The organism is Pseudothioclava arenosa (assembly GCF_002358085.1).
Taxonomy (GTDB): domain Bacteria; phylum Pseudomonadota; class Alphaproteobacteria; order Rhodobacterales; family Rhodobacteraceae; genus Pseudothioclava; species Pseudothioclava arenosa.
In genome coordinates, this window is sequence record NZ_NTJD01000002.1 from 298559 (window position 1) to 319002 (window position 20444).

General features: G+C 67.1%; 20 protein-coding genes and 1 tRNA gene. 12 read left to right on the top strand and 9 right to left on the bottom strand.

Annotation, left to right across the window (positions count from 1 at the left end):
* The first annotated feature begins 13 nt into the window (after positions 1–13).
* Both CLN94_RS03740 and CLN94_RS03745 read left to right on the top strand, forming a co-directional pair.
* Positions 14–790: a type III pantothenate kinase gene (locus CLN94_RS03740; RefSeq protein WP_096431261.1), complete on the top strand. Its 777-nt coding sequence runs from the start codon at positions 14–16 to the stop codon at positions 788–790.
* A gap of 47 nt (positions 791–837) precedes the next feature.
* The gene (locus CLN94_RS03745; RefSeq protein WP_096431478.1) at positions 838–2463 is read left to right on the top strand and encodes a ribonuclease J; all 1626 of its coding nucleotides are present in this window, start codon (positions 838–840) and stop codon (positions 2461–2463) included.
* A 73-nt stretch (positions 2464–2536) separates the two neighbouring features.
* Here the strand turns inward: CLN94_RS03745 and CLN94_RS03750 are convergent, their stop codons facing one another.
* The gene (locus CLN94_RS03750; RefSeq protein WP_096431263.1) at positions 2537–4375 is read right to left on the bottom strand and encodes a DEAD/DEAH box helicase; all 1839 of its coding nucleotides are present in this window, start codon (positions 4373–4375) and stop codon (positions 2537–2539) included.
* A 237-nt stretch (positions 4376–4612) separates the two neighbouring features.
* Here CLN94_RS03750 and CLN94_RS03755 point away from each other — a divergent pair, with 237 nt between their 5' ends.
* The 7 genes from CLN94_RS03755 to CLN94_RS03785 all read left to right on the top strand — a co-directional run bounded on the left by CLN94_RS03755 (position 4613) and on the right by CLN94_RS03785 (position 12020).
* A complete protein-coding gene (locus CLN94_RS03755; RefSeq protein ID WP_096431265.1) occupies positions 4613–6499 on the top strand; it encodes a cation:proton antiporter in 1887 nt (628 codons plus the stop codon).
* A gap of 129 nt (positions 6500–6628) precedes the next feature.
* Positions 6629–8374 (top strand): arginine--tRNA ligase, encoded by a 1746-nt coding sequence (gene argS, locus CLN94_RS03760; protein ID WP_096431267.1) that lies wholly within the window; start codon positions 6629–6631, stop codon positions 8372–8374.
* A gap of 55 nt (positions 8375–8429) precedes the next feature.
* On the top strand, positions 8430–9392 hold the full coding sequence (locus CLN94_RS03765; RefSeq protein ID WP_245845067.1) for an SPOR domain-containing protein: 963 nt from the start codon (positions 8430–8432) through the stop codon (positions 9390–9392).
* On the top strand, positions 9392–10375 hold the full coding sequence (nagZ, locus tag CLN94_RS03770) for a beta-N-acetylhexosaminidase (protein WP_096431269.1): 984 nt from the start codon (positions 9392–9394) through the stop codon (positions 10373–10375). The genes CLN94_RS03765 and nagZ overlap by 1 nt, the downstream gene beginning before the upstream one ends.
* A 10-nt stretch (positions 10376–10385) precedes the next feature.
* Positions 10386–11168: a segregation and condensation protein A gene (locus tag CLN94_RS03775; protein ID WP_096431271.1), complete on the top strand. Its 783-nt coding sequence runs from the start codon at positions 10386–10388 to the stop codon at positions 11166–11168.
* Positions 11165–11806: an SMC-Scp complex subunit ScpB gene (gene scpB / locus CLN94_RS03780; RefSeq protein WP_096431273.1), complete on the top strand. Its 642-nt coding sequence runs from the start codon at positions 11165–11167 to the stop codon at positions 11804–11806. Before CLN94_RS03775 ends, scpB begins: the two co-directional genes overlap by 4 nt.
* A 4-nt stretch (positions 11807–11810) precedes the next feature.
* Complete coding sequence (locus CLN94_RS03785) at positions 11811–12020, top strand: hypothetical protein (RefSeq protein WP_096431275.1); 210 nt, start codon at positions 11811–11813, stop codon at positions 12018–12020.
* 143 nt (positions 12021–12163) lie between these two features.
* Here CLN94_RS03785 and CLN94_RS03790 read toward each other — a convergent pair whose 3' ends face one another.
* From CLN94_RS03790 to CLN94_RS03825, 8 genes are all read right to left on the bottom strand, one after another.
* Positions 12164–13243: a 2'-deoxycytidine 5'-triphosphate deaminase gene (locus tag CLN94_RS03790; protein WP_096431277.1), complete on the bottom strand. Its 1080-nt coding sequence runs from the start codon at positions 13241–13243 to the stop codon at positions 12164–12166.
* A 62-nt stretch (positions 13244–13305) separates the two neighbouring features.
* Positions 13306–13383, bottom strand: a tRNA-Pro gene (locus CLN94_RS03795).
* Between the two features lie 72 nt (positions 13384–13455).
* Positions 13456–14367 carry a MerR family transcriptional regulator gene (locus CLN94_RS03800; RefSeq protein ID WP_096431279.1) on the bottom strand — a complete coding sequence of 304 codons (912 nt, stop codon included), beginning with the start codon at positions 14365–14367 and terminating at the stop codon, positions 13456–13458.
* An 18-nt stretch (positions 14368–14385) separates the two neighbouring features.
* Entirely contained in the window at positions 14386–14685 is a 300-nt protein-coding gene (ihfA, locus tag CLN94_RS03805) for an integration host factor subunit alpha (protein ID WP_096431281.1), read from the bottom strand.
* 115 nt (positions 14686–14800) lie between these two features.
* Positions 14801–15775: a beta-ketoacyl-ACP synthase III gene (locus CLN94_RS03810; protein ID WP_096431283.1), complete on the bottom strand. Its 975-nt coding sequence runs from the start codon at positions 15773–15775 to the stop codon at positions 14801–14803.
* A gap of 2 nt (positions 15776–15777) precedes the next feature.
* Positions 15778–16887 carry a phosphate acyltransferase PlsX gene (gene plsX, locus CLN94_RS03815; RefSeq protein WP_425439437.1) on the bottom strand — a complete coding sequence of 370 codons (1110 nt, stop codon included), beginning with the start codon at positions 16885–16887 and terminating at the stop codon, positions 15778–15780.
* Positions 16888–16955: 68 nt separating this feature from the next.
* Complete coding sequence (gene rpmF / locus CLN94_RS03820; protein ID WP_096431285.1) at positions 16956–17162, bottom strand: 50S ribosomal protein L32; 207 nt, start codon at positions 17160–17162, stop codon at positions 16956–16958.
* Between the two features lie 178 nt (positions 17163–17340).
* Positions 17341–17919: a YceD family protein gene (locus CLN94_RS03825; RefSeq protein ID WP_096431287.1), complete on the bottom strand. Its 579-nt coding sequence runs from the start codon at positions 17917–17919 to the stop codon at positions 17341–17343.
* Between the two features lie 123 nt (positions 17920–18042).
* Here CLN94_RS03825 and CLN94_RS03830 point away from each other — a divergent pair, with 123 nt between their 5' ends.
* The 3 genes from CLN94_RS03830 to CLN94_RS03840 all read left to right on the top strand — a co-directional run bounded on the left by CLN94_RS03830 (position 18043) and on the right by CLN94_RS03840 (position 20438).
* Positions 18043–18501 (top strand): outer membrane protein assembly factor BamE, encoded by a 459-nt coding sequence (locus CLN94_RS03830; RefSeq protein WP_096431289.1) that lies wholly within the window; start codon positions 18043–18045, stop codon positions 18499–18501.
* Between the two features lie 36 nt (positions 18502–18537).
* Positions 18538–19275: a GNAT family N-acetyltransferase gene (locus CLN94_RS03835; RefSeq protein WP_096431291.1), complete on the top strand. Its 738-nt coding sequence runs from the start codon at positions 18538–18540 to the stop codon at positions 19273–19275.
* Positions 19276–19394: 119 nt separating this feature from the next.
* Positions 19395–20438: an HlyD family secretion protein gene (locus CLN94_RS03840; protein ID WP_245845069.1), complete on the top strand. Its 1044-nt coding sequence runs from the start codon at positions 19395–19397 to the stop codon at positions 20436–20438.
* Positions 20439–20444: the final 6 nt, after the last annotated feature.

Genomic DNA, 20444 nt, shown 5'->3' on the forward strand with positions numbered 1-20444 from the left:
AACGGGGGGCAACATGCTTCTCTGCATCGATTGCGGCAATACCAACACGGTCTTCTCGATCTGGGATGGCGAGAAATTCCTCGACACCTGGCGGATGGAGACCAATCACAAGCGCACGGCGGATGAATATTACGTCTGGCTGTCGGGGCTGATGGGGCTCAAGGGCATCCATGCCGACATCACCGAGGTGATCATCTCCTCGACGGTGCCGCGCGTGGTGTTCAACCTGCGCGTCCTCGCGAGCCGCTATTTTGAATGTCGCCCGCTGGTGGTCGGCAAGCCCGAATGCGCGCTGCCGGTGTCGCCGCGCGTGGATCAGGGCACGACCGTGGGGCCTGACCGCCTGGTGAATACGGTCGCGGGCTTCGACCGCCATGGCGGCGATATCATCGTGGTCGATTTCGGCACCGCGACCACCTTCGACGTGGTGTCCAAAGACGGCGCCTATATCGGCGGCGTGATCGCACCAGGCGTGAACCTGAGCCTCGAGGCGCTGCACATGGCCGCCGCCGCGCTGCCCCATGTCGATGTCACCATGCCCGAGCGCGCGATTGGCACCAACACCGTCGCCTGTATCCAGTCGGGCGTGTTCTGGGGCTATATCGGCCTCGTCGAAGGCATCGTCCGCCAGATCCGTCTCGAACGCGACCGCCCGATGAAGGTGATCGCTACCGGCGGTCTGGCAGAGTTGTTCTCGCAGGGGTTCGACCTTTTCGACGCAATCGACTACGATCTGACGATCCACGGGCTGCGCCTGATCAACGACTATAACAAGGGGCTGAAAGCGTGAGCGACAGGCTGATCTATCTTCCGCTGGGCGGTGCCGGTGAAATCGGCATGAATACCTATATCTACGGCTATGGCCCGGCCGGGAAGGAACGCCTGATCGTGGTCGATCTCGGGGTGACTTTCCCCGATATGGACGGCTCGCCGGGCGTCGATCTGATCATGCCCGATATCGAATGGCTCGAAAGCAATGCCGACCGGATTGAGGGCATCTTTATCACCCATGCCCACGAAGACCACATCGGCGCGCTCGCCCATTACTGGCCGAAGCTGCGCAAGCCGATCTTCGCACGCAAATTCACCGGCCGTATCGGCGCGCTCAAGCTCGAAGAGGCGGGGATCTCGGCCAATGAAATCACCGTGGTCGAGCCGCGCCCGCATGTGATCTCCCTCGGCCCGTTCAAGGTGCAATTCGTGCCGGTTTCGCATTCGATCCCGGAAAGCTCGGCGCTGGTCATCGACACGCCGGCGGGGCGGCTGGTGCATACGGGCGACTTCAAGCTGGATGGCAGCCCGATCGTGGGCGAGCCCTTCGATCCGGTGATGTGGCACGAGATCGCCAAGGAAGGGCAGGGGATCAAGGCGCTGACCTGCGATTCCACCAATATCTTCTCGCCCGCGCCGGGACGTTCGGAGGCGACGCTGGCCGAACCGCTCGCCGAGCTGATCGCCGCGCAAAAGGGCATGGTGGTCGCGACCACCTTCGCCTCGAACGTCGCGCGCCTGAAGACGCTGGCCGAAGCGGGCCGCGCCGCCGGGCGCCAGATCTGCCTCCTAGGGCGCGCGATGCGCCGCATGGTCTCGGCCGCGCAGGAAACCGGCGTGCTGACGGGCTTCCCGCCGGTGCTCAGCCCCGAGGACGCCGCCGACATGCCGCGCCACAAGCTGATGCTGATCGTGACCGGTTCGCAGGGCGAACGCCGCGCGGCCTCGGCGGCGCTGAGCCGGGGCAAGTACCTCGGCCTCGAGATGAAAGAGGGCGACAGCTTCCTGTTCTCGTCGAAGACCATCCCCGGCAACGAGCGCGGCGTGATCCGCATCATGAACGCGTTTTCCGAGATGGGCGTCGAGGTGATCGACGATCACGGCGGCCTCTATCACGTTTCGGGCCACGCCAATCGCCCAGATATCGAGGCGGTGCATGACCTGCTCAAGCCGCGCGCGGTGATCCCGATGCATGGCGAGCACCGCCACCTGCGCGAGCATATGAAACTCGCGCAATCGAAGGGGATTGCCTCCGAGGTCGCGACCAACGGCACGATGCTCGACCTCACCGACGAGGTGCCGCAGGTGGTCGAGCATATCGAGACCGGGCGCACCTATCTCGACGGTTCGGTGCTGATCGGTGCGATGGATGGCGTGGTGCGCGACCGTATCCGCATGGCGCTGAACGGGCATGTGCTGATCACCGTGATCATCGACGAGGATGACGAGCCTCTGGGCGAGGCCTGGGTCGAGTTGATGGGCCTGCCCGAGACCGGCAAGCGCGGCGCGGCTCTGGCCGACCAGATCGAGGAGGAACTGGCCGAGTTTCTCGCGCGCGCGCCCGAAAAGGTGCTCTCGAATGACGACAAGATGGATGACGCGATCCGCAAGATCGCGCGCCAGGTGACGATGGAAGAGGTCGGCAAGAAGCCCGAGGTGACGGTGGTCGTTTCGCGGCTGATCGCGGCCTGATACTGGCGCCACGCAAAAGCAAAGGGCCGGGACGCTGTCGTCCCGGCCCTTTTTCATGTCCTGATCCGCGCGATCACTCGGCGGTCTTCTCCGCTTCGGCGGGTGCCTCGGCGGCAGGCTCTGCCACCGGCTCCGCCGGGGCTTCGGCCACGGGGGCGGCCTCCGGCGCGGGGGCCTCAGCCTGAACCTCGGCCGGCGCTTCGGTCGTGGGCGCCTCGTCGGTCGGAGTCTCGGTCTTCTTCGAAGAGCGCGAGCGCGAGCGCGACCGGCTCGATTTCTTGGGCGTTTCCGCTACGGTCTCGGGCGCTTCGGTCTCGATCGCGGTCTCCGTCACCTCGGCTTCGTCCAGCTCGACCTCATCCTTGCCACGGGTCGCCGTGCGGAACGAGACGGTCAGGAAGTCCGGCACATGGTCGCCCATGCCGACGACGATCGGGTCACGCCCGCCGCGGCGGTTTCGGTCGTTTCGGTCGTTGCGATCATTCCGGTCGCGACGCTCGCTGCGCTCCGTGCGCTCCGTGCGCTCACGCTCGGAACGGGCGGGGGCGGCGGCGCGTTCTTCACGCGGCTCCTCGGCAACGGGTTTGACCGTGACCGGCTTGGCGACGGGTTTCGCCGCCGGCTCGTCCTGATGCTCGGCCTCGTCGCGGCGCGGACGGTCGCGATCGCGATCCTTGCCACCCCGGCGCGAGCGCGAGGATTTCCCGCGGCGCTCGTCATCGCGCGGACGCGGTGCGGATTTCGCGGCGTCGGACAGCTCGAAGCCTTCGGGCAGCTCGCCGCGCGGGATTTCAAGCTTCACCAGCGACTCGATCGCGGCCAGATATTTCTCGTCGAAGGGCGTGGCGATCGAGAAGGCTGCGCCCTTGCGCCCGGCGCGACCGGTACGCCCGATGCGGTGGACATAATCCTCGGCGTGGTTGGGCAGGTCGTAGTTGAAGACATGGCTCACCGCCGGAATGTCGAGGCCGCGCGCGGCCACATCCGAGGCCACGAGAATCTTGAGACCGCCGTCGCGGAACGAGTCCAGCGTGCGCATCCGCTGCGACTGATCCAGGTCACCATGGATCGGTGCGGCGTCGAACCCGTGGGTTTTCAGCGACTTGGCGACGATATCCACATCGACCTTGCGGTTGCAGAAGACGATCGCGTTGGTGCAGGCCTCGCCCTCGGACTTGATCAGCGCGCGCAGAAGCTCGCGCTTGGCCTTGGCCGACTGGTCGCGGCGCGCGGGCGTGATCTGCACGAGTTTCTGGGTGATCGTGTCCGAGGTGGTCGCCTGACGGGCCACTTCGATACGCACCGGCGCGTGCAGGAAGGTGTTGGTGATGCGCTCGATCTCGGGCGCCATCGTCGCCGAGAAGAACAGGGTCTGGCGGGTAAACGGCGTGAGCTGGAAGATCCGCTCGATATCCGGGATGAAGCCCATGTCGAGCATCCGGTCGGCCTCGTCGACCACCATCACCTGCACGCCGGTCAAGAGCAGCTTGCCGCGCTCGAAATGGTCAAGCAGGCGGCCCGGGGTTGCGATCAGCACGTCGACGCCGCGGTCGATCAGCTTGTCTTGCTCGCCGAACGAAACGCCCCCGATCAGCAGCGCCTTGGTCAGCTTGGTATGCTTGGCGTAAATGTCGAAGTTTTCGGCCACCTGCGCGGCCAGTTCGCGCGTCGGGCACAGCACCAGCGAGCGCGGCATGCGCGCGCGGGCACGGCCGCGGTCGAGCAGGGTGATCATCGGCAGCGTGAAGCTCGCCGTCTTGCCGGTGCCGGTCTGGGCGATGCCGAGCACGTCCTTGCCCTCAAGCGCGGGCGGAATGGCGCCAGCCTGAATCGGGGTGGGCGTTTCATAGCCCGCTTCGTCAATAGCCTTGAGAACCTTGGGATTCAGGTGGAGGTCGGAGAATTTGGTCATATGCGTCCTGTAAGGCGGCGTCGGGCCGCGGAAATGGTGGGACGCTAGGGTCTCGGGCGCCCCCTTGATATGCCGCCGGATTGCAGCTCGCGCTCTGCTATCCGATCTGAGAAAAAAGGTCAATCTGCGCGTGGTTTATTGACCGGGTGCGCGCGGGACGGCGCCAAGCAGTGGCGGGCGGGGTTGCAGCCCGGCGCCGAACCTGCCTTGTTTGGGGAAACGGTGCAGGAGTAGGTGATGGCGGTTCAAGCGGCGGGTCTCGATCCGGTGACGGCTTTCGGGCTGGTGGGGATTTGCGGTGTGGGCGCGCAATGGCTGGCCTGGAGGCTGCGGCTGCCCGCGATCGTGCTGATGCTCGCGACGGGGCTTTTGCTGGGCCCGGTGCTGGGCGTTCTGGACCCCGCGCGCGACATCGGCGCGCTGACCGGGCCGCTGGTGTCGCTCGCGGTCGCGGTGATCCTGTTCGAGGGCGGTATGACGCTCGATCTGCACCGGCTGGGCGATGCACGCGCAGGCGTCACGCGGCTTGTCGTGATCGGCGCGCCGCTCGGCTGGCTTGCCTCGACGCTGGCGCTGCATTACGCGGCCGGGCTCAGTTGGGAAAGCGCTACCGTCTTCGGCGGCATCATGATCGTGACCGGCCCGACTGTGATCGCGCCGCTCTTGCGCTCGGCCCGGCTCGCCCGCCGCCCTGCGCAGCTCCTGCAATGGGAGGCGATCGTCAACGACCCGATCGGCGCGCTGGCCGCGGTGCTCGCCTTCGAGGTGGTGCTGGTCTTGCGCGCGGGCCATTCGGCGGGCGAGGCGCTGCTCAGTCTCGGCTTCGGCATTGGCTTTGCCGCGATCCTCGGCTGGGCGGCGGGCGCCGGGATCGCCTGGGCCTTCCGGCGCGGGCGCGTGCCCGAATACATGAAGGTGCCGGTGCTCTTCGTCACGCTGATGGCGGCCTTCGCCGCCGCCGACCGGGTGCTGCATGAAAGCGGGCTGCTGGCGGTGACCGTGATGGGGTTGGTGATCGCCAATGCCAACCTGCCCTCGATGACGGAACTGCGCCGTTTCAAGGAGCACGCCACGGTGCTGCTGGTCTCGGGCGTATTCATCCTGCTCGCTGCGGGGTTGTCCTCCGAACAGATCGCCAGCCTCGACGGACGCGCGGCGCTGTTCATCGTGGCAGTGGTGCTGGTCGCGCGCCCCCTGACGGTGCTGGTGTCGCTCCTGCGTTCGGACGTGCCGATGAAAGAGCGCCTCTTCCTCGCGCTGACCGGCCCGCGCGGCGTGGTGCTGGTGGCCGTGGCGGGGCTTTTCGGCCAGCGCCTCGCTGAGGCGGGCGTCGCGGATGGCGCACGCGTCGGCCCTCTGGCGTTTGCCCTGGTGCTGGCGACGGTGGTCTTGCACGGCTTCTCGCTCGCGCCTCTTGCCCGCGCGCTTGGGCTCGCCAGCAAGGAACAGCCCGGCCTCCTGATCGTCGGCGGCTCGCGCTTCACCACTGAACTCGGCGCCACGCTCAAGGCGGCCGAGGTGCCGGTGCTGGTGACCGATCCGAACCACGCCCATCTGATCCGCCCGCGGGCCAACGGGTTGCGCACCTTCTACGGCGATATCCTCGCCGAGGCCGCCGAGGACAGTGTCGAGCTGATCGCCTATGGCACGCTTCTGGCCGCCACCGATAACGACGCCTATAACACGCTGGTCGCGACCGACCTCGCGCCCGAGATGGGCCGCGACGCGGTCTGGCAGGTGGCGCGCGCCCGCGACGATCGCCCCCGCCACGCGCTGCCCGCGCAGCTTGGCGGCCGCCCCTTCGCCGAGGGCCACAGCTTCGAGGAGCTCGAACGCCTGATGCGCGAGGGCTGGCGGTTTCGCGCCACCAACCTGACCGCGGAATACACCGTCGACCACTGGAAAGCCCGCCGCCCCGAGGCGATCCCGATCCTGCGCGTCAAACCTTCGGGCGAGCTGCGCTTCATTCGCAACCGCGACAGCGTCAAGGGCGAACCCGGCGCGCGGCTGATCGCGCTCCTGCCGCCCGAGGCCACTTCGGAGCCCCGCGTCCCCGAGGGCGACACGCTTGGCGGCGCGGGCCCCGTGGCCGATCTTCCCGTCCCCAAGGCGGACCTCCCCTGACCCTTCATTTTGCCGCAAATATCCCGGGGTGAGGGGCCGCACGGCCCCGAGGGGCAGCGCCCCTCAGCCCCGGCAGTTGACGGCGCGCGCCCGCTCTGGCAGGGAGACGGCAACGAAGGATCCGATCTCATGAACCTCTTTGCCGATATCCGCGAGGCTGTCCTCGCCGCCCTCACCGATCTCGCCGCCGAAGGCACGCTGCCGCAGGGCCTCGATTACACCAATGTCGCGGTCGAGCCGCCGCGCGACGCGCTGCATGGCGACATGGCGACCAATGCCGCGATGGTGCTGGCCAAGCCCGCCGGCGCGAAGCCGCGCGACATCGCCGAGGCGCTGGCCGCGAAGCTGGCCGCCGACCCGCGCATCACCTCGGCCGAGGTGGCGGGCCCGGGCTTCCTGAACCTGCGCCTCGATCCGGCGATCTGGGCCGAGGTCACCCGCGCCGCACTCGCCAAGGGCGCCGATTACGGCCGCGCCACGCTGGGGCAGGGGATCAAGGTCAACGTCGAATATGTCTCGGCCAACCCGACCGGCCCGATGCATGTCGGCCATACCCGCGGCGCGGTGTTTGGCGACGCGCTGGCGAGCCTGCTGGATTTCGCCGGCTACGATGTTACGCGCGAATATTACATCAACGACGGCGGCGCGCAGGTCGATGTGCTCGCGCGCTCGGCCTATGAACGCTACCGCGAGGCTTGCGGGCTGGAGCCCGAGATCCGCGAGGGGCTGTATCCCGGCGATTACCTGATCCCCGTCGGCGCCGCGCTCAAGGCGAAATACGGTGAGAGCCTGCTGAACAAGCCCGAGGATGACTGGCTGGCCGAGATCCGCGATTTCGCGACCGAAGCCATGATGGAGATGATCCGCGAAGACCTCGCGCTCCTAGGCGTGAAGATGGACGTCTTCTATTCAGAAAAATCGCTCTACGGCACGGGCCAGATCGAGGCGGCGCTGAAGCGGCTGCAGGACCTTGGCCTGATCTACGAAGGCGTGCTGGAGCCGCCGAAGGGCAAGCTGCCCGAAGACTGGGAAGAGCGCGAGCAGACGCTGTTCAAATCGAGCCAATATGGCGATGATGTCGATCGCCCGGTCAAGAAATCGGATGGCAGCTGGACCTATTTCGCCCCCGACATCGCCTATCACTGGACCAAGGTCGAGCGTGGCTTCGACATGCTGATTGACGTCTTTGGCGCGGATCACGGCGGCTATGTGAAACGGATGAAGGCGGCGGTCGCGGCGCTCTCCGAAGGCCGCGTGCCGCTCGACATCAAGCTGATCCAGCTGGTCAAGCTGTTCAAGAACGGCGAGCCCTTCAAGATGTCGAAACGCGCGGGCACCTTTGTCACGCTGCGCGACGTGGTCGAGCAGGCGGGTGCCGATGTGACCCGGTTCCACATGCTGACCCGCAAGAACGACGCGCCTCTGGACTTCGACTTCGACAAGGTGCTGGAGCAGTCCAAGGACAACCCGGTCTTCTACGTGCAATACGCGCATGCACGGATCTGTTCGGTGCTGCGCAAGGCGGCCGAGGCCGGTTGGGACATGTCGGACGCGCGTCTGGCTGGCGCGGACCTCTCGGGCAATACCCATGAGGCCGAGCTTGCGCTGGTGAAAAAGATCGCCGAATGGCCGCGCCACGTGGAAATCGCCGCGCGTGCGAACGAGCCGCATCGGGTCGCGTTCTTCCTCTATGAAATCGCCTCGGACCTGCATGCGCTGTGGAACCGCGGCAATGAGGAACCGGCGCTGCGCTTCTACCAAGAGCGCAACGAAGCCGCATCCTCGGCGAAAATCGCCCTTGCGCGCGCCTGTGCCGTTGTCATTTCCGCCGGCCTTGGTATTCTTGGCGTAACCCCGGCTGAAGAGATGCGTTAACCGCACGCCGCCGGGACAGAGGCAAGAAAGCCGGGACGCCGGCGGCGAGGCAGTTATGGCAAATATCCATTACCGCGACAGCGGGGCGTATGGCTATGAGGGCGCAACCGCGCCCCAAGGCTATTTTCCGGACGAGGAGCAGGGCGGTTACGCGCCCGAGCCGCCCGTCTATCATCCTCCGCATCCGATGCAGCGCTGGGTCAATATGGCAGGCGCCGGCACGTCGCTGGCGCTGGTTCTGGGTCTTGTGGTCTGGGGTTATCAGCTTGCGGTGCGCGATGTGTCCGGCGTGCCGGTTGTGCGCGCCCTCGAAGGCCCGTCACGGATCGCGCCCGAGGACCCGGGCGGCGACCTTGCCGGCCATGTCGGGCTTTCGGTGAATGCGGTGGCAGGCAGCGGTTCGGCCGCGCCCGGGCCCGAGCGTGTCACCCTTGCCCCCGAGGCCGTGGGCCTGACCGAAGACGACCTGCCGATGGGCCAGATGGGCCTTGTCGAGCAACTGAATACCGATCGCTCGGCGGCTGTCGAGGCGGCGCTTGAGGTGGCCTACCGCGTGCCTGCGCCGGATGTTGCCCCCGCGCCCGAGGCGGCACCGCCGCAACAGACCCCCGGCATCCTTCCGGCCTCTGTGCCGGGGCTTGCGAAATCGCCTTTCCCGCCGAAACGTCCCGCGCGTGATCTGGTGGCGGCTGCGGTCGCGCGGGCGGCGGCGGGCGGAACGGTCGAAGCCGCTGCTGTGGTCGAGGTCGATCCGGCCAGCCTCCCCGATGGCACCCGCCTCGTGCAGCTTGGCGCCTTTGACAGCGCCGAGATCGCGCGCGGCGAATGGGACCGCGTCGCGATCCGCTTCGAGGCCCTGATGGCCGATAAGCGCCGCGTCATTCAGGCGGCCAGCTCGGGCGGGCGCACCTTCTACCGGCTGCGTGTCGAAGGCTTCGCCGACGTGACGGACGCGCGCCGGTTCTGCGCGGCCCTCGTCGCGGAAGGCACGAATTGCATTCCTGCCCAGGTGCGCTGATGGCCTCTGGCGCTACGATCTTTGGCTGCGCGGGGCTTGAGCTTGGCGCTGCCGAGGCCGCGTTTTTTCGCGAGGCCGACCCTTGGGGCTTCATCCTGTTCGCACGAAATATCGATACACCTGAACAGGTTGCGCAGCTAACTTCATCCTTGCGCGAGGCCGTGGGGCGCGATGCCCCCGTTCTGATCGACCAGGAAGGTGGGCGTGTGCAGCGCCTGCGCGCGCCGCACTGGCGTGAATGGCTGCCGCCTCTGGATCAGGCGCTTGCTGCGCGCGATCCGGCCCGCAGTTTCTGGCTGCGCGCGCGGCTGCAGGCCGCCGAACTGCGCGCGCTTGGAATCGACGTGAACTGCGCGCCGACCTGCGATATTGCGGGCCCCGAAACCCATCCCTTCCTGCGCAATCGCTGCTTTGGCACCACGCCCGAGGCGGTGATCTCGGGCGCGCGCGCGACGGCCGAGGGGCTCTTGGCGGGGGGCGTTCTGCCGGTGATCAAGCATATCCCCGGCCATGGCCGCGCCACCGCCGACAGCCACAAGGACCTGCCCGTCGTCACCGCGCCGCGCGCCGAGCTGGAGGCGCTGGATTTCGCGCCCTTCCGCGCGCTGGCAGGCCTGCCGCTGGCGATGACCGCGCATATCCGCTTTACCGCGCTCGACGACGCGCCGGCCACGCAAAGCCCCGCGCTGATCCGCCTGATCCGCGAGGAAATCGGCTTTGGCGGGCTCCTGATGACCGACGACATCTCGATGGAGGCGCTCTCGGGGTCGGTGGCGAGCCGCGCGCGGGCCTCGCTCGCGGCGGGCTGCGACGTGATCCTGCATTGCAATGGCGAGCGCCCCGAGATGGAGGCGATCGCCGCCGAGGCCGGGCGCCTTGCCCCCGCCGCCGCCGCCCGCGCCGCGGCCGCCCTTGGCGCACGGAAATCGCCCGGCAGCATTGACATGGCGGCGCTGGAAGCCGAACTTGAAGCCTGTCTTTGAAGGCGGGGTCATGGCCGAGCACGACAATCTGTTCCAGGCGCAAAGCGTGTCCGACCGGCTTCAGGCCGAGGCGCTGATCGTCGATGTCGACGGGTTCGAGGGGCCGCTCGACCTGCTGCTGAACCTGTCGCGCACGCAAAAGGTCGACCTGCGCAAGATCTCGGTGCTGCAACTCGCCGAGCAATACCTGACCTTCGTCGAACGCGCCAAGGCGCTGCGCATCGAGCTGGCGGCGGATTATCTGGTGATGGCGGCCTGGCTCGCGTTTCTGAAATCGCGCCTCCTGTTGCCGCCCGAGCCCGGCGCCGAAGGGCCCTCGGCCGAGGAAATGGCTGCGCATCTGGCCTTCCAGCTCGAACGCCTGCAGGCGATGCGCGAGGCGGCGGCGCAGCTGATGGCGCGCGATCGGCTGGGGCGCGACCGTTTTGTGCGCGGCCTCTCGGAGGAGGTGCAGCGGCTGCGGCGGGTGACCTATACGGCGTCGCTCCTGGACCTGATGCAGGCCTATGCCCGGATTCGCACCCGCGACGAGTTCCGCCCTTATGCTTTTGATCGCACGAATGTTTTCACCCTCGAAGAGGCGCTGGACCGGATGCGCGGGCTGATCGGCTTCGCGGGCGAATGGACCGACCTGATCTCTTATCTGCCCGAAGGCTGGGGCGCTGATCCGAAGCGCCGCCGCTCCGCCACCGCCGCGACCTTCGCCGCCTCGCTCGAACTGGCCAAGCAGGGCCAGATCGAGATCCGCCAGAGCGAAACATTTTCCCCGATCTCGATCCGCAGGAAATCATGACCGAGCCCGACACCCCCCAGCGCGACACGCTTTTCGAGGCGCCGCCCCTGGCCGAGCAGGAGCGCATGGTCGAAGCGATCCTGTTCGCCTCGGCGGAGCCCGTCACGCTGCGCGAGATGACCGAACGCATGCCGCATGGTTGCGAGCCGAAAGCCGCGCTGGAGCTGTTGCGGCGGCGCTATGAAGGGCGGGGCGTGCGCGTGACGCAGGTCGGCGAGGCCTGGGCGATCCGCACCGCGCCGGACCTCGGGTTCCTGATGCAAAAGGAAACCGTGGAAGAGCGCAAGCTCAGCCGCGCCGCGATCGAGACGCTGGCGATCATCGCCTATCACCAGCCCGTCACCCGCGCCGAGATCGAGGAAATCCGCGGCGTCGCGGTGTCGCGCGGCACGATCGACCAGCTGCTGGAAATGGAATGGATCCGTTTTGGTCGCCGCCGGATGACGCCGGGCCGCCCGGTGACCTTCGTGGTCACGCAAAGCTTCCTTGACCAGTTCGGCCTTGAATCCGCACGTGACCTGCCGGGCCTCAAGGAGCTGCGCGCCGCGGGCCTTCTGGATAGCCGCCCGATGCCGGGTACCGGCTCGGACGAAGATGGCGAGGGCGACGAAAACCAACCCGAACTGTTCGAGGAGTGAGCCGATGACCGTGAACCAAATTCTGGACATGGTGCTGCGGATCGTGCTGCGCCGTGGGGTGAACTGGGGCATTAACAAGGGCATCGACCTTGCCTCGGGCAAGGGCAAGAGCGCCGCCGAAATGACCCCGGAAGAGCGCAAGCAGGCCCAAGACGCGAAAGCCACCGCACAGCGCGCGCGCAAGATGGCGCGGATCACGCGGCGGATGTTCTGAACCGATCACGCGGAGGGGGCGCTGCCCCCGCCGAGGCAGGGCCTCGGCCCCCCGGGATATTTCGGGCAAAATGAAGAGAAGCCCCTGCTTTCACGGAGCCTCAAATACTCCGGGGGAGCCCGAAGGGCGGGGGCGGAGCCCCCTCAACCGATGCGGAAATGCTTGGCGAGCTTGAGGCCCTGGCCCTGATAGTTGGATTTCAGGTCGGCGCCATAGAGCCGCTCGGGGCGTTCGGCCATGCGCTCATAGACGAGCCGGCCGACGACCTGCCCGTGTTCGAGCACGAAGGGCGCCTCGTGGCAGCGCACTTCGAGCACGCCGCGCGATCCCTGGCCGCCGGCCGCGCCATGGCCGAAGCCCGGATCAAAGAAGCCCGCATAATGCACGCGGAACTCGCCCACCATCGCCAGATAGGGCGCCATTTCGGCAGCGAAATCGGGCGGGATCGTCACCGCCTCGCGCGAGACGAGGATGTAGAAGGCGCCCGGATCGAGAATGATGCGGCCCTCGCGGGTGCGGATTTCCTCCCAGAATTCCGAGGCCGGGTAATGCGCGATCCGGTCGAGGTCGATCACGCCGGTATGCGGCTTGGCGCGGTAGCCGACAAGGTCGCCCTCGGCGGGTTTGAGGTCTACCGAGAAGCCCAGCCCGTGGTCGATCACGGCCTCGCCATCGACCAGCGGCTCGGCGGAATGGAGCGCCTTCAGTTCGGCATCCGAGAGCGCGGCTTGCCCGGCGCGGAAGCGGATCTGGTTCAGGCGCATCCCCGGGCGCACCAGCACCGAGAAGCTGCGCGGGCAGATCTCGGCATAGAGCGGGCCGGTGTAACCCTCTGGGATTCGGTCGAATTCGGTGCCGTCATCGGTGATGACGCGGGTCAGCAGGTCCAGCCTCCCGGTCGAGCTTTTGGCGTTGGCGACGGCGGTCAGGCCCTCGGGCAGGGCGAGGCTTTCCATCAGCGGCACGAGATAGACGCAGCCCTTTTCCAGCACCGCGCCATTGCTCAGGTCCATCCGGTGCATCTCGAATTCCGCGAGCCGCGCTTCGACGCGCCGGCCCTTGCCCGAAAGGAACGAGGCGCGGATGCGATAGGCCTGCGTGCCCAGTCGCAGATCGAGGCTGGCGGGCTGGATCTGTTCGGGGGTGACCGGCATCTCGGCCGAAATCTCGCCCTTGCGGATCATCTCTTTCAGGAAACGGTCGGGCAGAACGCCAAGCGTCATCGGTCATGCCTCCTTGGATACACGAACGCCCACCCCTGAAAAGGGATGGGCGTTTGTCGTGATGGTCGGGCCGGCGAGATTCGAACTCGCGACCTTCCGCCCCCCAGACGGACGCGCTAACCAGGCTGCGCCACGGCCCGACGAGGCGCATATAGAAGCAAGCGCGAGGGGTGTGCAAGCGGCAAAACGCATTTTCCGGCTCTCGATCGGTGTTAGCGGCGGGCGGGGGCGAGGCGCTCGTGCAGGGCGCCCATCCGGGCCTGCAGGCCGCGCAAATGGGCCAGCTCTTCGGGGGTGAATTGCGCGGCGCGCAAACCGCGCAGACGGGTCGAGGGGCCGGGCGGGATGGTGTCGAGCAGGTCGGGCGTAGCCGGGGAGGCGGCCTGCGCCGGGGCACGGGCCGGGCGCGGCGCGCGCGGCTCGAGGCGCAGGCTGACGACCTTGGCCGAGGCCTTGGGCGGCTCGACATTCTCGGCCATCGGCGCCTCTCCGAAGAGCGAGGGCTGGGTCCAGCTGGCGGTGGGCGAGAGGATTGTCTGCGGCGCCTCCGCGTCTTCGGGATCGGGCGAAAGGCCCGCGTCAGCGGGGGCGGGCGCGGGCGTGGGAGCCTCAGGCCAGTGGGCAGGGGGCGCCGGTTCGGGCTCGGAGGCGCGTTCTCCCGCGGGTTCGGCGATCGGCTGAGGGGGTGCTTCGAGCTCAGGCGCGGCGGATTCGACGGTCTGGTCCTCGGGATCATGCGGGAAGGCGGCCGTGGCGTCGGATGCGGGCGCCGGATCGAGGGCAGGGGCCTCCGGCCAGGTCTCGGCAGGCGCGGCAACAGGTGCTGCGGCCTCGGCCTCTTCGCCGCCCAGATCCACCGGCACCAGCGCCGCGACATGGCGCACGCCCTCAGCCCGGATCAGCTTTTGCGCGTCGCGGATCGACATCCCGTCTTCATGCAGCAGCTTCTTGAGCCCGGCGATCAGTTCGACATCGGCGGGGCGGTAATAGCGTCGCCCGCCCGCGCGCTTGACGGGCTTGATCTGCGTGAACCGGCTTTCCCAAAAGCGCAGCACATGCGCGGGCACGTCCAACAGCTCTGAGACTTCCGAAATCGTCCGGAAGGCATCGGCGGATTTGGCCATGGGCAGGGGGCCCCTTCGTTACGCGTTGCCGTCGGCGACGCGATCTTTCATCAGGTGCGAGGGACGGAACGACAGAACCCGGCGCGGTGAGATCGGAACCTCTTCGCCGGTCTTCGGGTTGCGACCCATCCGCGAGGCTTTCTCGCGCACCGAAAATGTGCCGAAGGACGAGATTTTCACCGTCTCGCCGGCGACCAGCGCGTCGGACATATGTTGCAGAACGCTCTCGACCAGTTGCGCGGATTCGTTTCGCGACAGACCCACTTCACGGAACACAGCTTCGCTCAGGTCCATGCGGGTCAGCGTATTGTTCGTCATGACATCCCCCCGGATTGCATCCGACCACGATGGGACATGGGCAATCACGAGTCAATATCAATGGGTTGCAAGGCCCTGTTGAGATTGGGGAAATGGGCGCTTTTCGGGCGCACGCCTACCAGCGCAGCACCACCGCGCCCCAGGCAAGCCCGCCGCCGATCGCTTCGGTGACGATCAGGTCGCCTTCCTTGATCTGGCCGCGCTCCTTGCCGACCGAAAGCGCGAGCGGGATCGACGCGGCCGAGGTGTTGCCGTGATTCTGCACGGTGACGACGACACGATCCATCGGGACCTGCATCCGCTCGGCGGTGGCCGAGATGATCCGCAGGTTGGCCTGATGCGGCACGATCCAGTCCACGTCGCCACCCGAGAGCCCGAGCTTGTCGAGCGCGTGATGGGCGGTTTCGGCGAGCTTCTGCACCGCATGCTTGAAGACCTGATTGCCCTGCATCCGCAGATGCCCGGCGCGGCCGTCGCTGGAGACGCCGCCATCGACGAAGAGCAGGTCTTTATAGCGCCCGTCCGAGTTCAGGTCGGTCGCGAGGATGCCGCGATCCTCGGTGCTGCCGGTGCCGTCCTCGGCCTCAAGGACCAGGGCGCCAGCGCCATCGCCGAACAGCACGCAGGTGCCGCGATCGGTCCAGTCCATGATCCGCGAGAAGGTTTCGGCGCCGATCACCAGCACGCGCTTGGCCTGGCCTGACAGGATCAGCCCGTTGGCATTGGCCAGCGCAAAGACGAACCCCGCGCAAACCGCCTGCACGTCATAGGCAAAGCCGTTTTTCATCCCGAGTCCGGCCTGCACCATCGTGCCGACCGAGGGAAATGTCAGGTCCGGCGTCGAGGTCGCGACCACGATCGCGTCGATCTGCTCGGGGGTCATGCCGGCATCGGCCAGAGCGGCTTCGGCGGCGCGGGTCGCGAGCTGCGAGGTGGTCTCCCCCTCGGCCGCGATATGGCGGCGCTCGATCCCGGAGCGCGAGCGAATCCACTCGTCGGTGGTCTCGAGCGTGGCCTCGAACTCGCTGTTCTCGACCACGCGTGCGGGCAGGTAATGCCCGACGCCACGGACCACCGCTCTCATTGTCATTCTCAGGCCTCGCTTGCGCTGTCGCTTTCCGTGACGGCATCCTGCACCGGGTGCTGCGCAGAGGCAACCCGTGCCATCAGTCGCGCGCCAAAGCCCGATTCGGCCAGTTTTACCGCCAGATCCAGCGCGGCGGCGACGCCGGTGGCATCCGCCCCGCCATGGGATTTCACCACCATCCCGTTCAATCCGAGGAACACCCCGCCATTGGCGCGTCGCGGATCGATTCGTTCTTTCAACCGCTTGAGCGGCCCCATCGCCAGGAGCGCGCCGAACTTGGCCAGCGGCGAGGCGGTCAGCGCCTCTTTCAACAGCTCGCCCGCAAGCTTCGCCGTGCCCTCGCCGGTCTTGAGCGCGATATTGCCGGTGAAGCCGTCGGTCACGATCACATCGACGCGGGCGGAGGGCAGGTCATTGCCCTCGACGAAGCCCACGAATTCGAAGGTGCCCGCCTCTTCATTGGCGCGGATCAGGTCATAGGCGGCCTTCAGCTCCGAGCGGCCCTTGTGCTCTTCGGTGCCGACATTCAGCAGCCCCACGCGCGGACAGGCGAGCCCCAGCGCGTTGCGCGCATAGGAGGTGCCCATCAGCGCATAGGTCAGCAGGTCATCCTCGTCGGCCTTCACATCGGCGCCCATGTCGAGCATCACGTTCCAGCCGGTCGGGTTGCGCGAGGGCCAGAGCGAGGCGATCGCGGGGCGGTTCACCCCCGGCGCCTTGCGCAGCCGCAGCATCGAGATCGCCATCAGTGCCCCGGTATTGCCGCAAGACACCGCGATCTGCGCCGCGCCATCGCGCACCGCATCGACCGTGGACCACATCGAGGTGGCCTTGCCCGTGCGCATCACCTGGCCGGGCTTGTCATGCATGGTGACGACATCTTCGGCGTGGCGGATCTCGCAGCATGCGGAAAGCCCCGCCGAACGGATCAGCGGGGCCAGATCGGCCTCGCGGCCGTTGACAAGGAAACGCACGCCGGGGTGGCGTTTCGCGGCGAGCGCGATACCGCCGACGACCGCCGCGGGGCCTTGGTCGCCCCCCATCGCGTCAACGGAAACGACAACGGCGCCGGAGCGAGCCGGCGCCTTGTCTTGTTCGCTCGATTGCATGTTCATCGGGTGCCCTCGTCTTGAAATGCAGCTTCCTGCACGCGCGACGCTCTCAGGCAGCCTCTGAAACGTGCTTACGCGGCGTCTTCGTCCAGATCGACTTCGTCAGCCAGCGCGACCACTTCACGGTCGGCGTAATGGCCGCAGGCGCCACAGACGTGGTGCGGACGCTTCAGCTCGCCGCAGTTCGGGCACTCGGCGGGGTTTGCCGCGACGAGCGCGTCATGCGCGCGGCGCATGTTACGGCGGGAGCGCGTAACTCGGTTCTGAGGGACAGCCATGTCACAACCTCGTGTTCGGGGGCGCTAACGCCCTGATTTCTAAGGGATTTCGACACTGGCGCCGAAGGCTGACCGGGTGCGAACCCAAAACTTTCAATGAGGCCGGGAAAATAGCGGGATTCTCCCGAACCGCAAGGACTTTCTTGCGGCTATTTTCGTCATTGCGGCGAAAACAGGTTTAATCCTTGTTTTCCTTATCATTTTCCCGTGCCGAAAGCAGGTCTTTGAGGCCCGCGAAGGGGCGCATCGCCTCTTCGGTGAGGGGGGCAGCACCCGGTTCGGAGGCTTGCAGGTTGCCCAGTTCCGCCCCTTTGGCGCGCGGAAACAGCGGCAGCGCCAGTTCCAGCACCTCGAGCGCCACCGCCGCGAGGTCGATCACCTCGGGCAGGGGCTCGGCGCTGTCATCCTCGGGCATCTCGGTTTCCTCGGCGGTGGGCATCTGCATGTCGGCGATGTAGCTGCGACTCACCGTCTCGCTGAGTTTGGTTACCACCGGCGCCAGCGTGATCGCGCAGGGCTGGGTGACGCGCGCGCTGAACGCGGCTTCAAGCTGGAAGTCGCGCCGCCCCATCGGGCGGATTTCGCCTTTCAGGCGCAACCCCTCCAGCGCATCGATTCCCGCCCAGTCCGCGATCGCGGCGGAGGTCTCGGCATCGGGGCTGAGATCGAAGCGGAGCGCCTTGCGTCCGGGCAGCTCGGCGCTGCGCAACGGGTGGCTCCAGGGCAGGTTTTCGGGCGGATCGAGGGGCTCAGACATGAAAATCCTTTCGCCGGACGGGCTTGGGGCAGGATCGGGGCGCAACGCGCTTGAGGGCGCGGCTTGCATGATGTAATCGGGATAAAAGGCCAGAAGCCATCAGGCAAGGGGGGCGACTTGGGCATGACATCCACGACCCGGCGGGCGATCGCCGTGATCGCGCTTGGCGCGACGCTGTTCGCGGCCAGCTGCACGGCGGTGTATCGCAATCATGGCTATGTGCCCTCGGAGGAGGATCTCGCGCTGGTCGAGGTCGGCAAATCCAACCGTGACGACGTGACCCGCGCGGTCGGGCGTCCGTCCTCGGCGGGGCTGCTGCAAGGCGCCGGCTGGTATTACGTCGGCTCGCGCTGGAAGCATTTCGGCGCCCGCGCCCCCGAGGAGATCGAGCGCGAGGTCGTCGCGATCAGCTTCGATGACAAGGGCACGGTCACCAATGTGGAGCGTTTCGGGCTTGAGGATGGCGAGGTCGTCGTGCTGTCGCGGCGCGTCACCGAGACCTCGATCAAGGGCATTGGCCTGATCCGGCAGGTGTTGGGCAGCTTCGGCCGCGTGTCGGCGGATCAGATTCTCAACCGCTAAGGTCGGCCAGAGGGCCGGGAGCAGGCGGAGACGGGCATGGAGCTTGGCTTCGAGAAAGGGCGCTATCGGCTTCGGCTTAGCCGGTCGCCCGAGGATGTCGCGGCGGTGCAGGCGCTGCGCGGCGCCTGTTTCAGGGGCGGCGGCCTTGATGCGGATGCGCTTGATTCTCAGTGTCACCATGCCTTGATCGAAGACATCACGGGCGACCGCTTGGTCGCCTGTTTTCGTTTGTTGCACCTGCCGTCGGGGGCGGATCTGGGGCACAGCTATTCGGCGGGTTTCTACGACCTGGGCCCGCTGGCGGCGCTGGAGGGCGGCTTTGTCGAGCTGGGCCGGTTCTGTGTGGCGCCCGATGTGATCGACCCCGATATTTTGCGCCTCGCCTGGGCGGCGCTGGTGAAGATCGTCGAGGGGGCAGGGGCGGCGCGCTATCTGATCGGCTGCTCGTCGTTTCAAGGCACGGACTGGGCGCGGTTTCGCGATGCGCTGGGGGCCTTGGCCGCGCGCCATCTGGCGCCGCCAGAACTGCAACCGGGGCGGCGCGCGCCCGAATGGCTCGATTACCCCGCGCAGATCGCCCCCGACAGCATCGACCCGCGCGAGTCGCTGCGCCAGATGCCGCCCCTGCTGCGCAGCTATCTGACGATGGGGGGTATGGTCAGCGATCACGCGGTGATCGACCGCGATCTGGGCACGCTGCATGTGTTCACGATGCTCGACACCACCCGAATTCCGCCCGCGCGGCTGCAGGCGCTGCGCGCTTTGGCCCAGTAAATAAGCAGGGTGCGGCCCTGCGCGCCCCGGCCCGCGCTTTTGCCTTTCAACCAAGGTTGGGATCGGCTAGGCATGAATTTAAACCGATTGGTTCAGTGTATGATGGGAGTCGTTTCCAGATGATCGCGACCACACCTTTTTCCCACGCCGCGCGCCCGATGGTGCTGAAATCCCTCTGCCTCGCAGCTCTGCTGGGAGTGGCGATGGTGCCCGCGCCCGGCCATGCCGAAACCGGGCTTTCTACGCTGATCGAGCGCTTCACCGGCGCGACCGAGGCGCCCTCGATCAGCCATTCCAACGGTCGGATCGAAGCGCAGACGGTCGATGTGGCGACGAAATACGCCGGGCGGATCGACAGTATCGCGGTCTCCGAGGGCGATCTGGTGGCGGCGGGCGATGTGATCGCGCAGATGGAGACGCGCGACACCCAGGCCAAGCTGAACGGCGCCAAGGCGGCGGTGCTGCGCGCGCGGGCCTCCAAGACGCTGGCCGAGGCCACGCTGATGCAGGCCGAAAGCGCGCTCTCGGTGGCGCAGACGACCTATGAGCGCACGCTCAAGCTACGCGACAGCGGCACCGCGCCGCAAAGCGCGCTTGATGACGTGACCAATGCGCTCAACAGCGCCAAGGCGGCGGTGGCGATGGCCAAGGCGCAGATCGAGGATGCCGATGCGCTGATCGCGGCCAGCGAGGCCGATGTGGAGCAGGTGCAGATCGCGCTTGACGATCTGACGATCACCGCGCCCCTGCGCGGGCGCGTCCTCTACCGGCTGCACGAGCCGGGCGAGGTGCTGGCGGCGGGCTATCCGGTGGTGACGCTTCTGGACCTGACCAATGTCTACATGAACATCTACCTGCCCGCCTCGGTGGTGGGGCAGCTCACGCTGAATGACGAGGCGCGGCTGGTGCTCGACCCGATCCCTGATCTGGTGGTGCCCGCACGGGTCAGCTTTATCTCGCCGCAATCGCAATTCACGCCGAAGAATGTGGAAACCGAGCAGCAGCGCGAAGAGCTGGTGTTCCGCGTCAAGCTGGCGGTGCCGCGCGACCTGCTCGAACGCTACGAGGCGCAGATCAAGACCGGCGTGCGCGGCATCGGCTTCGTGCGCACCGCGCCCGATGCCGCCTGGCCCGATGACCTGCAGGTAAAACTGCCCGAGTGAGGCCCC

Bases quoted from the DNA above. Each gene is read 5' to 3' on its own strand.
- nagZ (WP_096431269.1), top strand. From the start codon at position 9,392: ATGGCCTCTGGCGCTACGATCTTTGGCTGCGCGGGGCTTGAGCTTGGC.
- CLN94_RS03785 (WP_096431275.1), top strand. From the start codon at position 11,811: ATGACCGTGAACCAAATTCTGGACATGGTGCTGCGGATCGTGCTGCGC.
- CLN94_RS03745 (WP_096431478.1), top strand. From the start codon at position 838: ATGAATACCTATATCTACGGCTATGGCCCGGCCGGGAAGGAACGCCTG.
- CLN94_RS03840 (WP_245845069.1), top strand. From the start codon at position 19,395: ATGATCGCGACCACACCTTTTTCCCACGCCGCGCGCCCGATGGTGCTG.
- CLN94_RS03800 (WP_096431279.1), bottom strand. From the start codon at position 14,367: ATGGCCAAATCCGCCGATGCCTTCCGGACGATTTCGGAAGTCTCAGAG.
- rpmF (WP_096431285.1), bottom strand. From the start codon at position 17,162: ATGGCTGTCCCTCAGAACCGAGTTACGCGCTCCCGCCGTAACATGCGC.
- argS (WP_096431267.1), top strand. From the start codon at position 6,629: ATGAACCTCTTTGCCGATATCCGCGAGGCTGTCCTCGCCGCCCTCACC.
- scpB (WP_096431273.1), top strand. From the start codon at position 11,165: ATGACCGAGCCCGACACCCCCCAGCGCGACACGCTTTTCGAGGCGCCG.
- CLN94_RS03790 (WP_096431277.1), bottom strand. From the start codon at position 13,243: ATGACGCTTGGCGTTCTGCCCGACCGTTTCCTGAAAGAGATGATCCGC.
- CLN94_RS03810 (WP_096431283.1), bottom strand. From the start codon at position 15,775: ATGACAATGAGAGCGGTGGTCCGTGGCGTCGGGCATTACCTGCCCGCA.
- CLN94_RS03765 (WP_245845067.1), top strand. From the start codon at position 8,430: ATGGCAAATATCCATTACCGCGACAGCGGGGCGTATGGCTATGAGGGC.
- ihfA (WP_096431281.1), bottom strand. From the start codon at position 14,685: ATGACGAACAATACGCTGACCCGCATGGACCTGAGCGAAGCTGTGTTC.
- CLN94_RS03835 (WP_096431291.1), top strand. From the start codon at position 18,538: ATGGAGCTTGGCTTCGAGAAAGGGCGCTATCGGCTTCGGCTTAGCCGG.
- CLN94_RS03740 (WP_096431261.1), top strand. From the start codon at position 14: ATGCTTCTCTGCATCGATTGCGGCAATACCAACACGGTCTTCTCGATC.
- CLN94_RS03775 (WP_096431271.1), top strand. From the start codon at position 10,386: ATGGCCGAGCACGACAATCTGTTCCAGGCGCAAAGCGTGTCCGACCGG.
- CLN94_RS03755 (WP_096431265.1), top strand. From the start codon at position 4,613: ATGGCGGTTCAAGCGGCGGGTCTCGATCCGGTGACGGCTTTCGGGCTG.
- CLN94_RS03825 (WP_096431287.1), bottom strand. From the start codon at position 17,919: ATGTCTGAGCCCCTCGATCCGCCCGAAAACCTGCCCTGGAGCCACCCG.
- CLN94_RS03750 (WP_096431263.1), bottom strand. From the start codon at position 4,375: ATGACCAAATTCTCCGACCTCCACCTGAATCCCAAGGTTCTCAAGGCT.
- plsX (WP_425439437.1), bottom strand. From the start codon at position 16,887: ATGAACATGCAATCGAGCGAACAAGACAAGGCGCCGGCTCGCTCCGGC.
- CLN94_RS03830 (WP_096431289.1), top strand. From the start codon at position 18,043: ATGACATCCACGACCCGGCGGGCGATCGCCGTGATCGCGCTTGGCGCG.